At 66.4% G+C, this 16,078-nt stretch carries 9 protein-coding genes; 4 read left to right on the top strand and 5 right to left on the bottom strand.

Annotated features, from left to right (window positions below; translation table 11 throughout):
• Positions 1-75: 75 nt before the first annotated feature.
• From DFJ67_RS17440 to DFJ67_RS17430, 3 genes are all read right to left on the bottom strand, one after another.
• Positions 76-1,830 (bottom strand): N-6 DNA methylase, encoded by a 1,755-nt coding sequence (locus tag DFJ67_RS17440; RefSeq protein WP_147315533.1) that lies wholly within the window; start codon positions 1,828-1,830, stop codon positions 76-78.
• A gap of 635 nt (positions 1,831-2,465) precedes the next feature.
• Complete coding sequence (locus tag DFJ67_RS17435; protein WP_170215897.1) at positions 2,466-3,704, bottom strand: Shedu anti-phage system protein SduA domain-containing protein; 1,239 nt, start codon at positions 3,702-3,704, stop codon at positions 2,466-2,468.
• Positions 3,705-3,923: 219 nt separating this feature from the next.
• Entirely contained in the window at positions 3,924-4,994 is a 1,071-nt protein-coding gene (locus tag DFJ67_RS17430) for a hypothetical protein (RefSeq protein WP_147315532.1), read from the bottom strand.
• Between the two features lie 642 nt (positions 4,995-5,636).
• On the opposite strand from DFJ67_RS17430, the gene DFJ67_RS42750 reads away from it, so the two are divergent.
• The 4 genes from DFJ67_RS42750 (at position 5,637) to DFJ67_RS17415 (ending at position 12,011) form a co-directional block, all read left to right on the top strand.
• Complete coding sequence (locus tag DFJ67_RS42750) at positions 5,637-6,014, top strand: hypothetical protein (RefSeq protein ID WP_170215896.1); 378 nt, start codon at positions 5,637-5,639, stop codon at positions 6,012-6,014.
• Positions 6,011-8,833: a tetratricopeptide repeat protein gene (locus tag DFJ67_RS17425; RefSeq protein ID WP_170215895.1), complete on the top strand. Its 2,823-nt coding sequence runs from the start codon at positions 6,011-6,013 to the stop codon at positions 8,831-8,833. The genes DFJ67_RS42750 and DFJ67_RS17425 overlap by 4 nt, the downstream gene beginning before the upstream one ends.
• 335 nt (positions 8,834-9,168) lie before the next feature.
• On the top strand, positions 9,169-9,570 hold the full coding sequence (locus DFJ67_RS17420) for a hypothetical protein (protein WP_116068944.1): 402 nt from the start codon (positions 9,169-9,171) through the stop codon (positions 9,568-9,570).
• Positions 9,567-12,011 (top strand): tetratricopeptide repeat protein, encoded by a 2,445-nt coding sequence (locus DFJ67_RS17415; protein ID WP_116068943.1) that lies wholly within the window; start codon positions 9,567-9,569, stop codon positions 12,009-12,011. The genes DFJ67_RS17420 and DFJ67_RS17415 overlap by 4 nt, the downstream gene beginning before the upstream one ends.
• Before the next feature lie 502 nt (positions 12,012-12,513).
• Here the strand turns inward: DFJ67_RS17415 and DFJ67_RS17410 are convergent.
• Positions 12,514-14,088 (bottom strand): serine/threonine-protein kinase, encoded by a 1,575-nt coding sequence (locus DFJ67_RS17410; protein WP_203783562.1) that lies wholly within the window; start codon positions 14,086-14,088, stop codon positions 12,514-12,516.
• Positions 14,089-14,119: 31 nt separating this feature from the next.
• Positions 14,120-16,078, bottom strand: coding sequence for an N-6 DNA methylase (locus DFJ67_RS17405; protein ID WP_116068942.1), 1,959 nt, complete (start codon positions 16,076-16,078; stop codon positions 14,120-14,122).

The raw sequence follows: 16,078 nt of genomic DNA, 5'->3' as shown, positions 1-16,078 counted from the left end.
TCGCGGTCACGAGCGCCACGACGAGGGATGCGAGGCCCACGACCAGGACCCACACGGGGGTCGTGCCGGAGCGGTTCACACTGCTTTCCCTTCTGTTAGGACGATGGTGCCGTCGATGAGGTGCTGGCCGAAGACCGGCTGCGCAGCGCGGACGGCTTCGAGGCGTCTCTGTAGCGAGGCCGCTTGGTCGTCGAGTGCGGCGAGTGCGGCGAGCGCGTCCCGCTGCGCAGTGAGCGGCGGCAGAGGCATCACAAGTTCGCCCAGGATTTTTGGTCGGAGCGATGTGGTGGTTGACCGGATGGAGCGCTCGCGGATGTGGGCGAGGATGGCGCGCTGCCGCAGGAACGCCAGTAGGTAGGCGGGATCCAGCTCGTCCGGGTCGATGACACGCAGCCGGAGCAGGTTGGTGTGCGGCAGCCAGCCGGACTCGGCGTCGCGGACGAGCGCGGCCTGGCCCATGGCGCCGGTGCGTACCCAGAGCACGTCGCCGCTGTGGAGCCGGTACCGGTCCAGCGACGTGGCGTCGGCCGTCGGAGCGTCGGCTGCTTCGATGATCCCGCTGCGTAGGTGCCGCGGGTGCACGACAGGCACGGTCACGCCTGCGGTTCCGGCTCGGGCGACCGCTGATTTCAGCGACGCGGCCCACACCCCGTTGCGGACGTCGCAGAGTTCGTTTAGCGGGCGACCGGGCCAGCCGCCGCCGATCGTGTACGGCGGCATGTCGACTTTGGTTGCCAGCGCCTCGAGCTCCGCGCGGGCCACGTCTGCCGGCGATCGCGTGAACCTGCGGTCTTGGTGCTCGGGCGGATGCAGCGAGTATCCCTGCGCCTGGATGTCCTCGGGGGTCGCCAGGACGCTGCACTCGGTCCGGTCCTTTGCCGTTACCGCGGCGACGATGCTCGCGACGTCCGTCTCGTCGAACTTGACGTGAGCGCCCCTCACCCGGCCGCGATTGCGGGCGTCGACGAACCGCACCGAACCGGGTCGTCCAGTGGGCCGCCTCAATAGCCAGACGCACACCCCGACCGTGGTGTTCGAGAACATCCGCGCCGGTAGCGCGACGACGGCGAGGAGAGCACCCTGCTCTACAAGCTCTCGGCGCATAGTTGCGTTGCCCGTGAATCCGGCGCTGTAGGGCATGAGGACGACGGCCCGCCCGTTCTCAGCGAGCGAGTCGACACAGTGCCGCAGCCAGGTGTCTTCGACGCGGTTGCCAAACGGCGGGTTGGTCAGCACGAAGGTCGCTCCGCCGGGCGGCGGTGCCGCGGTCACGGCGAGCTCGGCTAGCGTCCCGGACGCCGCCAACCACATGCCGGCCAGCCGGAGCTCGGCCGTGTCGGGATGCTCCACACGGATCCGCACCGCGGCCAGGTTGTGGCTGGCCATCGCGGCCGGGTCGCCGGCGCTGCGGACGAACTCGCCCGGTAGTTCGCCGAAGCGGGCGAAGGGGTCGTAGATCAGGACGTCGCCGTCGGCCGGGATAAAGGCCAGGAGGGCGACCATCGTCCGGGCGATGCCTTGGGGTGTCGAGATGACGTCGGGGCCGATGCTCGCCTGCCGCAGATAGGCGGCACGAAGCCGTACGAAGTCGGCGGGGCTGAGGGCCGCAACGAGTTTGACCACCTTGCGCAGCGGTTCGAAGGCTCGGGGTCGTAGCCGGATCGGAGGTGCGTCCGAGGCATTTAGGACGTCGGAACCCGCCAGCGACTCGTCGGCTAGCGCCACGACGCGGAGCACCAGCCGCCGGGCCATGCCCGGGTCGCCGTCCGGCGGCACGCTACGCGTCAGCTGTGACCAGCGGTCGTGGTCGTAGAGGCGCAAGTACGTCAAGCAGAGCAGAAGATAGAGGTACTCGGTCCGCACCGCGTTGCCACCGAACTCAGTGCCGAGCGCCGCGAGCTCCTTGACTCGGTCCCGATCGGGGACTTCGGCGGCCCGAAGCTGACGCCTGACCCGCTCACCGTAGGTAACGCCGGCCGCCTCCTCAGATCGGCGGTGATTGGCAGGTATGGGCCGCGTATCCAGCCACTCGATGACGTTGGCGAGCCGTAGGTCAACGCCTGGGTCGACAGGCGCCGGGAAGTCGGAGTGCCTGGTGCGCCACTGCGTGACCGCCGACCGTGCGACGCCGGCAAGTTGCGCGAGCCGGGCCTGGGAAACCGTAGCCGTAGAATCACTCACAGGAGCGAAACTACGGACACCGCCTCGCCGCGTCCACGGTGCACTCTGGAGTGCACCAGGATCTGTTAACAGATTCGTCAGATCCGCCCGCCATCTGTCGGGAGGTCCGGCGGCTGGCGTAGCTCTGAGGGAACCTTAGCTTGGATTGGCGGCCAACTCCGCGTCAGTCCTTCTCCGTGGGATAGACCGCGTGAGCATGGGGCGCTAGGTCACCGAGCGATGGCAGCATGAAACAACCTCACCGCCTACCGCGGCGCATGCTGGTGCCGCAGAGTCACCGCGAGTTAAATGTCCTGACGAAGTCCGAGCGCGTGGAGTCTCCGTGCGGCAGCGACAACATCGTCGTACGTCCGCACATCCAGGTCGGGAAGGTCCTGCCTAGCTCTAAGAACATCCAGTCTGGACGTGTGAGAATCGTTCCTGCCGACAATTACGGCGATCTCCGGCATGAAGATTTCGGTCCCAAAGCGCTTCTTCGCTTCGATCGCTCTAGACGCCTCACCAAAATAGCGCTGATATTGCAACAGCTGAGCACGCACTTCGTGAATTGCAGAGGAGTAGCGCGTTCTGTTTTGCTTACTAACGAAGATCTTAGGGCGTGGAAGCTTGAGATCCAGTATCTTCGGGGCCTTGGATCCGTCGTACGGGAATAGTATGAAGTCAGGGACTAGGTTTGCCTCGTCTTGTCGCGTGAGAACAGGCTGGCTCACAAATCTCTCGTAATCAGTGCCTAGTAGCAGGTCAGGATGAGCCTCGAAGAACGCCTGAAAATCCCTCTCCGCCGCGGACTCGTTGTTCATAAGATCCTCGAGCTCTTCCCATGGCTGCGCCCGCAGCGATGATGACTGCTCACCTAGGTCACCGACTACTCCTTCCACGGGCGTAGAGTCTCTAAAATCCAGCCGTCCCTGTGTCAATGTTGACATAGGACGAACAACGACCCGATTTCCGCGTGGAAGGAGGACCAGGGAATCGAAATGGCCGCTGACGGCCTCTACGGAACTAGCCAGACGAGCAAGGGTCCTAAGTTCCCGCAGAAGTTCGGCCTTCTGTCGTTTCAGTTCGGTGCCTCTGCGATACGCGAAGTCAAAAAGAGGATCATGGCGAGACCAGTGAGCATCGATGCCGTCTATATGGCGAAGGTGCGCCCGCAGCCAGTCCGAAACGCTTATCAACCCGATCTCGCGCAGATCCTTGTATCTCGACATCCAGCCGGGACGACCTTCGAACCACTCTTGTATCTCGGCGAGGTTGTAGTCCTGACCCGGTATGAGGTCGCGTTCGTCGGTGCCATGTATGGCCTGATCTGGCGGCAGAGGTGGGAGAAGTGTGTTCCGGGACAGGCTCCGTCGAGTCTGCTCTCGTATTAGATCGGGGTTCTTCTCGACGAAGTAGGCGGCGATCTTCTCGGGCGCCAGGACTTGGAGGTCGCCGTCGGCCGCGACACCTACCGCCTCTAGGGCTACTGACTCAATTATCGCGAGAAGACTCAAGTGCTGACGTCGCTCGACGGCCCTCCGCATGTGAGACTGCAACAGCCTAGTTGGAAACTGGCGCCGCCCCTCCAGCCAAAGCATGGATAGCCGCTTAACCGTTACGAGTCCACCGTGCACAGCGATCTCCAAACTGGACGTCTGCAAGCATCGTGCCGCATCAAAGGGATCCGTCACAACCAAAGACTCGAAGCCAAGCAATCAGCAGAGCCCCGATCGCTGATGCGGAGGCAGCGCTTGTCGTCCAGCTCAGTTCCATCTTGAGTTGCGTTGCTCGGTGTATGCGGCCGGGTCGAACTCGCCGCCGAGATCCTCTGCGGTGATCTGCTGCCGGCCAGAGGGCAGGGACGCTTCGGCCACCTCGTCCCGGCCGTGGAGGGTGAACTCGCATACGCAGCACATGAAAGCCTCTGGGTAAAATTCGATGATCCACCCAGCGAGGTAGGCCTCGGGCGGTGTGGTTTCGTCAACAGGCGGTCGTTCTTCGATCTGCGGGTCGGCCTCGACACGGCCGAACAGTCGCCCGCGGTGGCCGCACTCGGGGCAGTCCTGCTCCATTCCCCAGAGGTCCGTGCCGAAGTCACTGGGCGACAGTTCCTCTGCCTCCAGTTCCTTGTCATCGATCCAGTCGTCGAAACGGATGCCCATGCGTTCTTGAAGATTTGCCAGATCGCGGGCAGCCTTCGCGCGCTTGGCGGCAACTCGATCACCGACCTCCGTACGCTTCGCGTCCATCAGCCCTCGTGCACTACTCAGGTGTTCGCCGTAGAACTCCTTGAGGTCGTGTCCAAGGTGCTCGAGCAGTACTCGGCAGACCACGAGCGAGTCCAGCAGGACGTTCCGGGACGTGCTCGAGGTGCCTACGTGCATCGCACCGTTCCGGACGCCGACCATGCGCTTCACTGCCTTGTCGTCGATGGCGACGGCGGGGAGAAGTCGCAGGAGTCGCTCGAAAACGCCGGAGAGCCCGATGGTTTTCAGCCGTGGGTCGTCGAGGTCTGGTTTGGTGGCGAGCGAGAACAGCGCCAACTCCGCGTCTCGGCTCAATGGCACAAGCAGGATCGGCGCAGTCCGCCAAAGGACGGCCTTGCCGAGATGCTCGACGCCGAGCGGGGCGACGGCGGAGACCTTCCTGAAGTCGTCCTCGGACCAGGCAAGGAGTGCCTCCTGCATCCACGCCGATGCGGATGCGATCAGGGTGCGTTCCCCTCGTCGGACAGCTGCGTCCTCACCGCCCTGGTCCGGGATCAGCATGCCCCGCGGGTCCGACTGGCCCTGCTTGTATGAAGGCGTCCACTTCGTCGTCGTTCTGTCAGCCACTTGGTCATGCTGTCACTGCGCGATGAGTTCAAGCATGCCTGGGCACACTGCAGATGCCCCTACGTCGTAGCCCGGGTCGTGGCCGTGGTTGCGCAGGTTACCGCCCGCTGCTGCCCGCAACTTGGGACCGGCCACCGGATCATTCCCCGACGTATACGTCGCTGACCAGGGACAACAGACCTGATCTTGCACAGTTATAGGTTGTATCCCGCCGGACCCGCGAACCTGTGCCTCGATAACATTCGCCCAGCTCAACACCGGTGCCTCGATGCGCCTGGGGGCGCGTTTCGACTCGTCAAGGCCGCGTCGGGGGGCACGAACCTGTGCTCGATCAACTGATCGCCATCGACCGCCGGCGCGGCGGCTACATGCGGGCGCTTTCCCGGACGTGGAGGTCGATTCGCTCGATCGTCGCGACAGCGTCGATGAGTCCGACACGGGCCACTGGTCATCCACACAACGCTGCCGTAGGCGTGGCTTCGGCGGGGTTGGTTCATGACATCGTCGAGGCCGTCTCTATTGGACCGTTCCGCGAGCCCGTCCTCGAGTGACCATCACAGCCCACGGTGGATCATTGGATCCCGGACTCGGATGGGTGATCGGTGGATGGACGAGGCCAGCCCCGTTCACCACGATGGGCAGGTGACCACGAAACAACGTTGGGTGATCATCGCGGTGTGTGCGGCCACCGCCGCTGTGCTCGCGGCCGTCGCACTCGTGGTCGGCTTGCAGGGCATCGAGGTGCTGTCGTGGCTGGCCGGGATCGCCGCGCTGATCGCAGCGCTCCTCGGACCGATCTTGGCCCACCGCAGCCCAACCACCGAGGGTCCGCCATCAACCCAACGCGAGTCCCCGCACCCGACCGACCCGCCCGCCTGGATCAGTGCGCCGAAGGACACCGCGTCGGCTCCCGACCGCGGTCCCAGCGATGTGCGGCATGCCCGGGGCGTGCAGATCAACCTCGGCAACGGCGGCAACACCCAACACAACACCTTCAACCGCCCGCAGGACCGGCCTTGACGGCCGAACCCGCTCGCGCCAATGACATAGCCAGCCCACAACCGGAAGTGGACGCTCGACACGGGCAGGGCATCCAGGTCAACCCCGGCGGCGGCAACACCCAAAACAACTACTACGGCACCGCGCCCACCGGCACCGACATCACCTGGCCGATCCGCGTCGGCGCCATCCCCCCACTCGCCTCCGCGTTCCAGCACCGGTCCGGACCCCGCGAGCAAATCGACACCGCCCGCCACCACGGCGACAGCATCGTCCTGACCCAGGTCCTCTCGGGCGGCGGCGGCGTCGGCAAATCACAACTCGCCGCCTGGTACGCCGATCAAGCGCTCCGCGACGGCGTCGACCTGGTCGTCTGGGTCACCGCCACCCAAGCCGACACCCTCATCGCCGCACTCGCCGCCGCCGCAGCCCGCGTCCACGCACCCGGCACCACCGGGGAACCCGAGGCCGACGCGCGCGCGTTACTGGACTGGCTCGCCACCACCGACCGCACCTGGCTGATCGTCTTCGACGACATCACCCACCCCCGCGACGTCTCCGCTTGGTGGCCGGCAAGCCCGAAGCACACCGGATGGGTCCTGGCCACCACCCGCCGCCGCGACGCCGCCCTCTCCGGTAGCGGCCGCACCCTCATCGACATCGACGTCTACACGCCCAACGAATCCACGACCTACCTACGCCAACGACTCACCGAAGCCCGCCACGCACACCTGCTCGACCACACCACCAACGCCTTGGCCGACCGGCTCGGCCACCTACCACTCGCCCTCTCCCACGCCGCCGCCTACATGGTCAACCAAGGCGTCACCTGCGCCCGCTACCTCGAGCTCTTCGACGCCGCCGGGACACCGCTGGATGAGCTCATGACCGACGACGCCGACGGCTACCACCAACGAGTATCAAGAACCCTGCTCCTCGGGTTACGCGCCGCGGACACCGAACAGCCCCAAGGCATGGCCACCAAAGTCGTACGCCTCGCCGCGCTGCTCGACCCCGCAGGCCACCCGGAGGCGCTGTGGACCACCGCACCGGTGTTGGCCTACCTCGGCCAATCCGACGAGCTCGCAACTGCTGGGCAGGCCCGCACCGCAGTCCGAATCGCTCACCGGTACGCGTTGATCACCCACGATCCCACAGCAGAACCCCGAGCCGTCCGAATCCACGCACTGACCGCACGCGCCGCCCGCGAATCTGGGGCAATCCCACAACACCTCGGCATTGACAGCACCAGCGCAGTCGCGTTAGCAGCGGCGCATGGCCTGTTCTGGACGTGGCCAACGGTCGAGCGTCGCCGAGAGGTCGGCGAGGTCCTACGTGCCAACGCCGCCGCCCTAGACGCCCACCGATCCATGATCGAGAGCGCCGAGGGCCGACGTTTGTTGATTCGCGCAGGGCAAAGCTTGCGCGAGGCGGGGCTGGTGGCCGCCGCAGTCGACTACTGGCAGCACCTGCTCGACAGGGCCCGACACGCCATGGGCTCTGACCATCCGGACACCCTGGTTGTACGGCACAACATGGGCCTGTCCCGCGGAGCGGCAGGCGACCCAACCGGCGCCATTGCAGAGTTAGGCACTCTGGTCGAGGATCGACTTCGGGTATTGGGTCGCCACCATCCCGACACGTTAGAGGCCCGCAATGCCCTCGCGAATTGGCAAGGTGAGGCCGGGCACGTCGGGGACGCACTAGCGGCGATGCGCAGCTTGCTCGCAGACTACGACCGCCTCCTCGGCCTCAAGCACCGCAATACCCTGAGGGCACGGAACGACCTTTGCCATTGGCAGGGAATGTCAGGCGACCCGCTCGGTGCCGCCACCGCACTAGAGATTCTCGTCGCTGACTACGGACAAGATCCCGACTCGGACGGGCCGGAAGCCCTAGCGGCCCGGAACAACCTCGCACATTGGCGCGGTGAGGCCGGCAACGCGGCCGCCGCAGTTACGACGCTGGAAGGTCTCGTAGCCGACTACCTCAGTTTGTTCGGGCGAGAACACCCGCAGACGCTAACTATTCGCGCGAACCTCGCGAGACGGCGCGGCGAAGCGGGTGATCCCAGCGGTGCCGTCACCGCCTTTATCGAACTGGCGGCCCAGCGGCTACGCCTACTCGGGCCAGACCACCCTGAAACACTCATCACCCGCGACAACCTCGCCTACTGGCAGGGTGTCGCCGGCGATGCTGCAACTGCAGCCAGCTCCTTCGCCGAGCTACGCGCCGACTACCTGCGTGTCTTTGGCCCGGACCACCCAGAAACGCTCGCATCGAGGCGCAACCTAGCTTTCTGGCGTGGCGCGGCCGGCGACTCGGACAACGCGTTGGCGGACTTCGAATCTCTCTTGGTCGATCAGTTACGCGTACTAGGCCCAGACCATCCGGAGACTTTGACTACCCGACACAACATCGCATTCGGGCGTGCCGCCGCCGGACAACGATCTACGGCCGTAGCGGCACTCAAGGACGTCCTCAAAGACCGGATGCGCCTCCTTGGAGCAGATCACCCAGACACGCTGGCCAACCGCCACGCCATCGCCTGGTGGGTCGGTCGCACCGGCGATGCTGCCCAGGCAGTAAGCGATTTCGACGACCTGCTCGCAGATCGAGTCCGGGTACACGGGCCTGATCACCCTTACACCCTCACTACACGCCATGCCCGCGCTTACTGGCGCGCGGAGGCCGGTTACCCGACCAGAGCGGAGCTCGAAGAGCTGCATGCCGACCGCATCCGTGTGCTGGGCGCCAACCACCCGGATACCATCACAACTCGCCACGAGATCGACAGCAGCCAGTATGACGCGATCAATCGCCCACGTATACGTCGGTGACCAGGGACAACCGACCAGACGGTGCGCAGTTGTGGGCTGTATCCCGCCATCGAGATCGACCTGCGCTGTCAAGGCTGTTCGTGCAGGTCAGAGGCCTGCGGGATTCGCGTCTCGGGGTGCGTTTCGAGGAGTCGGTGTGGGGTTCGAACCTGTGCTTGATCGGGAGGGGTCTCGGCGATGCTTGTGGATGGCATCGCCGAGACCATCTCCATCCTCGGTGCACCTGAACCGGCCTTCAAGACCGGGCACTGGTCCACGATGCATCGTGGGATCGCTTGCCTCGGTTGGGTGATCGGAGGATGGACGCGGTGGAATCTACTGACCACGATGGGCGGGTGACCGCGAAACAACGCTGGGTGATCATCATCGTGTGTGCCGCGACCGCTGTGACGCTCGCGGTCCTCGCGATTGTGGTTGGTTCGCGCGGGGTCGAGGTGTTCTCGTGGTTCGCCGGGATCGCCTCGCTGCTAGTGGCTGTCCTGACCCAGGTTCTGGCCCGCCGCGGGCCCAGCATCGATCCGACGCCGGCGACCTCGATCGCGCCCCAGTCCTCGCCGTCGACCAGCACCGCAGTCCACGCGTCTCAGCTCGATCCGCCGCCCACCGGGCCATCCGAACCGTCAGCGGACTCGGGCGTTGGCTCCATCGATGTGCGGCACGCGCACGGTATGCAGATCAACCAGACTGGCGGCAACAACCAACACAACACCTTCGGCCGCCGCGAGGACCGGCCATGACCACACCCGAGCCGGCCGACGACGATGCGAGGACGCCGCCTCGAGTGGACGCCCGCCATGCACAGGGCGTCCAGGTCAACTCCGGCGGCGGCAACACACAGATAAACAATTTCGGCACCGCCGGCGCGGCCGAGGTTGTCTGGCCGGTTCGCGTTGGCGGCATCCCGGCTTTGGCATCCGCGTTCCAGTACCGGTCCGGGCCTCGTACACAGATCGACACCGCCCGCCGGGCCGGGAAGAACGTCGTATTGACCCAGGTCCTCTCCGGTGGCGGCGGCGTCGGCAAATCACAGCTAGCAGCCCGATACGCCACCGAAGCCGTTAAGGACGGCACGGACCTAGTGGTGTGGGTCAACGCCACCCGACCAGACACCGTCCCCGCCGGCCTAGCGGAAGCGGCCGCACGCATTCACGTTCCCGGAGCCTCGGGGAATGATGTTGAAGCCGACGCCCGCGCGCTCCTGGACTGGTTCGCCACCACCGACCGGTCGTGGCTTGTCGTCTTCGACGACGTCACCAACGCCTACGACGTGTCAGCCTGGTGGCCAACGAGCCCCAAGCAGACGGGTTGGGTACTGGCTACCACCCGCCTCCGCGACGCCGCCCTGTCCGACGGTGGCCGCAAGCTGATCGACATCGACGTTTACTCGCAGGGAGAGTCGATCGAGTACCTACATGCACGGCTCACCGAAGCCGAGCAGGGCCACCTCGTCGACGACGCAGCCGGCGAAGTCGCTGACCGACTCGGTCGCCTACCGCTCGCGCTGTCCCACGCCGCCGCCTACATGATCAACAATGCAGCGTCGTGCACCCGTTACCTTGAGCTATTTAACGCAGGCCCTACGAATCTCGACGAGCTCATGGGCGGAGCCGTCGATGGTCGACAACAACGCGTGTCGGCAACCCTGCTCCTCGCGTTGCGCGCCGCGGACGCGGAGGAGCCCGCCGGCATAACGACCAAAGTTCTCCGCCTGGCGGCATTGCTCGACCCCGCCGGCCACCCAGACGCGTTGTGGGCCAGTGCCCCGGTACTGGCACACCTCGGCCTACCGAGCCAACCCGCCACCACAAGCCAGGCCCACGCCGCGCTACGAATCGCACACCGGTACGCACTGATTACCCACCAGCCCACCGCAGGTCCCCGAGCTGTCCGAATCCACGCATTGACGGCGCGCGCCGCCCGCGAGGAAACGCCAGACCAGGTGCAAGGCCAACTCGCCAATGCGGCAGCTGACGCCCTGCTGGAGCTATGGCCTTTGGCTGAGGGCGATGCACCAACCGCAGAGTCCCTACGTGGCAACGGCATGTTCCTCCGGGATGCCTGCGACAACCACCTGTGGCGAGCCGACCAGGATCCGCACCCCATCGTTTTCAAGATCGGGGACAGCCTCGGAAACACCGGTAACGCCTCAGCGGCCGCTGCCTACTTCCGTGAACTTGCCTCGCACGCCGACCGAACGCTTGGATCTGACCACAACGCCACCTTGATAGCGCGACACCACGAAGCACGTTGGACTGGGCAAGCTGGCGGCAGCCTCGCAGCCCGTAATCTACTCTTGGCCCTGCTACCAGACAGGGAACGTGTCTCGGGAGGCGACCACCCCGCCACACTGTTTGTTGCCAGCGATCTCGGACGATGGATCGGATGGGCCGGCGACGCAGCCAGAGCACGAGACTTTCTGTTGCAGTTGGCGCCACGGTATGAACGCGTGAATGGATCGGACCATCCGCACACGTTGACCGTCCGCGGTGAACTGGCCTTCTGGATCGGTCTTGCCGGAGACCCCGCACAGGCTAGGGACTCCTTTCTCGACCTTACAGCGGCATGGAACCGGTTAGACACCGACGACCCGCGTGCGATCAACTGCCACCACGCGCTCGCATTCTGGACGGGGCAATCAGGTGACCCTCGCCGCGCGATGGTGATCGCCGCACGGACCGTTGAACGCCGCCGACAAATCCTCGGCGAAGAGCACCGCGACACACTCAGAAGCCGCCGCGACCTCGCACGATGGACCGGCGACGCCGGCGAACCAGAAAAAGCCCGCGAGGCACTAGACGAGATCCTGCCGACCTACGAGCGGATCTGCGGCGCCCACCACCTGCTGGTTCTGAACGCTCGCCTGCTCCTTGCACACAACATCGGCAGGGCACGCCACCCACACGAAGCCAGAGACATGATCGCCGAAGATATCCTGCCAATCACGGCCATCCTCGATAAGAGCCACCACATCCTGGCCGCCGCCAACCACGCAAGATGGACCGCAGAAGCGGGCGACATCGAACCAGCTCGAAGCAAACTGGCCACCCTCACAGCGCAACTCGAACGTCTCCACGGGCCTACCCACCCTGACGTTCGAGCGCTCCAATCCGAACTCACACATTGGACGACCGGTGCAGAGACCGATCAGCGAGTCATTGGCGGCCTGACGATGATATGAGTCGCACGCGCCTACCTCTGTGCCGCCTACGCATACGACGGCCGTCCCTGCAGAGGTCCAGGCCCGAGCCGGCCTCTAGCGTGCGACAGATCCGCCCTGGCACCCGCCCGATTACCGCTGCACAGGTCGCGGTCCCGGTCCGGACGCCCGCCGGACAGAACCAACCGGTCATTAGCCAACATAGACCTCGTTGACCAGAGACAACGCACCTGATCTTGCACAGTTGTAGGTTGTATCCCGCCGGGGGCACAACAAATCCGCTCGCTCGCGAGCGGATTTTTGCGCTTATTCCTCCCCGGGGGCCTGAGCCCCAGACCCCACGCCGTGTGCTACCCACCCCCGGTTGGACTCGGCCGCCAGCTCGTTAGATCGAACTTGAGCAGCCCGTAGAGCAGGGAGGCAGGTCGGTGGTTCAGGCCCGATGGCCTTGGCCGCCTCCGGCTTATCCCGATCACGGTCCTTGACGCGACGGTTCATGCGCCCGAAGAAATGGCAGTCTAAGTCAGCGTTTCTCTCCAAGGCGCGACCGGCGGAGTGAGGCAAGCAGGTCGGCGACCTCAGTGGTACTCGGGTTCGCCGGGTTGTGCGCACGCTTGAGGTCTGCGAGCAGCGCCGACAAAGTCTGCTCCGCGGCTTGGCGCTGCCCGGTACCGAGTTCTAGCAGGCCTATCTGGCGACGCAGCTCGAGAGTGCGGGGATCGCCGTCGCCGTAGGCCTGGCGATAGGCCCGCAGCACGTCCTGAAGCTGGCTCAGAGCGTGGCTGGATTGACCGGTCAACGCGTGGCAGGTCGCCTCTTGCAGCCGGCAGCGCAGCAGCAGGTCGATCCGGCTGTCGTCCACGGCAAGGTCCTTGCCAAGGTCGTGGTACGCCGGGGCGGCGCGCCGGTAGTCCCCGCCCTCGAAGAGAACATTGGCGAGCTCGAAACGCAGGTCGACCACGTCGCGGTCCGTCGGACCGAATGAGCGGCCCGCGGGGCCCGCCGCTTCGGCAAGTACGTCCGCAGCTTGGCTGTAGCGGGACTGCGCGATGAGTTGGTGGGCCTCGCTGCGTACGCGCTCCAGGTCGCTGCGGTGAAGCGCCGGCTCGACTGCCACGGGTTGAACGCGCTGCCGCGGCACGGGGACGTTGGCGGGCGCGGCGCTCTTAACCTGTGCGAACACCCGGCTCAGCACCGCCGCGTACATCCGGGCAGAGCTCGTCGTCGCCGGCGGGTCCAGCACGCCAGGCAGCGGGCCGAGGTCCGTGGCGAAGGGCAACAGCCGATCGAAGACAACCTCCGCGCTCGCGGGTCGGGACTGAGGCTCCTTCTTCAGCAGGTCGAGCAGAAGCCGTTCGAGGGCCGGCGGTGCGTCCGCGCGCAGGGAACGGAGGCGGGGCGGCTGCTCTTTGACCTGCTTGCTCATCACGGAGTACGAGGTCGAGCCGCTGAAGAGGTGCTCTCCGGAAAGCATCTCGTGGAGGGTGCAGCCGAGCGCGTAGAGATCGGTCGCCGGGCTGCTGAGGTTCGCTTCTACCTGTTCGGGAGCCATGTAAGCGGGGGTGCCCAAGGGCTGACCCGTGTGGGTGATCTTCGAGAAGTCGGCGAGGGTCGGCGCCACGGCGAGCCCGAAATCGAGGACCTTCACCCGCCCGTCCGGTTCGAGCATGAGGTTGCTCGGCTTCAAATCGCGATGCACGAGCGACGCGCGGTGGGCGGCGGCAAGCACGGCACAGACCTGGGCGGCGATCGCCGCCGCCCAGCCGATAGGCAGGGGACCCTGCTCGGCGACGAGATCGGCGACGCTGATGCCGTGAACGCGCTGCATCACCAGAAATGGTCGGCCGTCGGCCCCGACACCCACGTCGTAGACGGCGGGCACGCCGGGGTGTTCGAGGCGGGCGGTGATCCTGGATTCGCGTACGAACCGCCGGATGTGCTCGTCATCACGGGCGCCGTCCGGGAACCGGATGAACTTGACTGCGACCTCCCGGTCGAGTTTCGTGTCCCGACCGAGCCAGACCTCGCCCATGCCGCCGCGGGCGAGCGGGAGCTTTTCCAGCTCGTACCGCCCGTTGTTCAGCCTCCGGCCCGACACTGCACCTCCCACCCGGCGCTGGGCACGCTATTCATGCGCTGCTTCCGGTCAGTCGCAGGCGGCCGTCAGCAAGACCCGTGAATCCTAGTGCCACCAGTGACTCCGCGAGTTCCGCCGCATCCCGCACCGACTGCTGGAAGGCCGACAAAGTCCGGAACGCCTTGCCGTATTCCCGTTGCGCTTCGATGGGCAGTCGGAGCACCGACGCCCGGTGGAGGTCAGCGCGGCCCGAACCGGTTGATGCGCGGGCCGTTTGCGCAACGCGCAGGAACCCGGCCAGGAAATCGGGATCGAGCCGATTCGGGTCCACGCGGAAGAGAAGCAGCTGCGGGCCGAGGAGGCTCCCGTCCTCGCTGAGCACCCGGACCGCTGGATGCCGACCGGAGGGGAGGACGACGATGTCGCCGCGCCGCAGCACAATCCCGCCGGGGCCGTCCCTGCCCGCTCCCGAGGCGGGGCGACCAAGTCGGACGTCCTTAGCCGTGAGGACCGGCTGGTCTCCGCCGTCGGTCGGCATCGCCATTGGCGCTTGACGGATTGCCACCGCGCCGGCCTTGGTCAATTCGCCGATGGTGGTCCGAGGCTGCGGTTCGGCCGCGTCCGGAACGGTCAGGCCAGGCAGGGTGTCGGCGACGGCCCGAACAGCGTGGTGCAGTCGCGCCCGGGCGAGCCGGAACGTCTCTGCATCTGTGATGGCTTGCGTGGCGAGGTGCCGGGCCGGCGTGAGGTCGACGTCCTCGTCGAGGAGGTCGATGATGCGCATCGCGCGGCCGGCACCGCCCACACGCGTCGGGTCGCCGAGGAACGACCGCCACCTGTCCTCGATCCCGTCGCGGTCAATGGTGGCGTCGAGCAGTAGCACCTGCGCGTGGTCTACGCCGTCCGGGCGACGCAGTACCCACAGGTCCGGGCCGGACGGCGCCGTCGTACCCCAGCCGGGAAGGCGGATGACCGCACGGAGGGCGCCGGACCGGAGCAGGTTCGCCCGGATGCGCCGGCCGGCGCGCCGGCTGGCGGCACCGGCCGGCATCAGGATCGCCACGTGTCCACCGGGCCGGATGTGGGCAAGGCAGTGCTGCAGCCAGGCCAGCTCCGGCTCGCCGCGCGGCGGCATCCCGTGCTCCCAGCGGGCGTCGTTGGTGAGGTCGTCCCCCTCCCAGGAGCGCTGTCCGAACGGCGGGTTGCACACCACGGCGTCGAATAGCTCGCCGGTGAAGCCGTCGTGGCATAAGGAGTCGCCGGTGACCAGCGTGGCGTCGTCGGCCTGCAGGAGCAGCCGGGATACGGCCAGACGGGCGGCGGTCCGATTGGCTTCCTGCCCGCACAGCGAGGTGGCGCCGGCGCGCTGGCCGGCGAGCAGCAGTGTGCCGAAGCCGCACGCCGGGTCGAGCAGCCGCCCGCCAGCGGCGCCGGCCAACGCGATCATGAGGTCAGCCACCCACGCGGGCGTGACTGCGTGCCTGCGCGAGTGAACCTCCAGGTAGCGCTCCCAGAGGAACTGGAGAACGGCCACGCCACCCTCACGCTCGGCGGCTTCGGCGGCGAGCCGCACGATGGTGACGTTGTCCAGGTCCGGTGCGTCGAGGAGGCCGTCGAGCTCCGGCACGCACGCGCGGACCACGCCGACGAGTCGCGCGATCAGGACGGAGTCGGGCTGGTCGGCAACGGCCTTCCATCCCTGTGGCTCCCGCTTCAAGGCGACGAGGAACCCACCGACGTGACCGATCCGGTCGCTCAACTCCCGGTCGGCCGCAGCGCCGCGCAGCGACTGCCACACCCGGTCCGGGGCGGTGACGACGTACGGCTTGCCGTGCCGCCGCAGCCAATTCTCCACGTCGAACAGGGCGTACAGCGGGCTTGCCGAGCTGCCGCCGACGGGTTGCGGGAAGTCCGCGAAGCGGCGTCTCCAGTTGCTGACCGCTGCCCGGCCGACACCAGCCAACCGCGCGATGTCTCCGCTGGCGACGGTCGCAGCGCCCTCACTTGGCAT

The sequence above is a fragment of the Asanoa ferruginea genome (assembly GCF_003387075.1).
Lineage (GTDB): Bacteria > Actinomycetota > Actinomycetes > Mycobacteriales > Micromonosporaceae > Asanoa > Asanoa ferruginea.
Note: the sequence above shows the minus strand (reverse complement) of the source record. Positions and strands in the feature narration are given on the sequence as shown.

Bases quoted from the DNA above. Each gene is read 5' to 3' on its own strand.
- DFJ67_RS17435 (WP_170215897.1), bottom strand. From the start codon at position 3,704: ATGCGGAGGGCCGTCGAGCGACGTCAGCACTTGAGTCTTCTCGCGATA.
- DFJ67_RS17405 (WP_116068942.1), bottom strand. From the start codon at position 16,078: ATGCCAAGTGAGGGCGCTGCGACCGTCGCCAGCGGAGACATCGCGCGG.
- DFJ67_RS17415 (WP_116068943.1), top strand. From the start codon at position 9,567: ATGACCACACCCGAGCCGGCCGACGACGATGCGAGGACGCCGCCTCGA.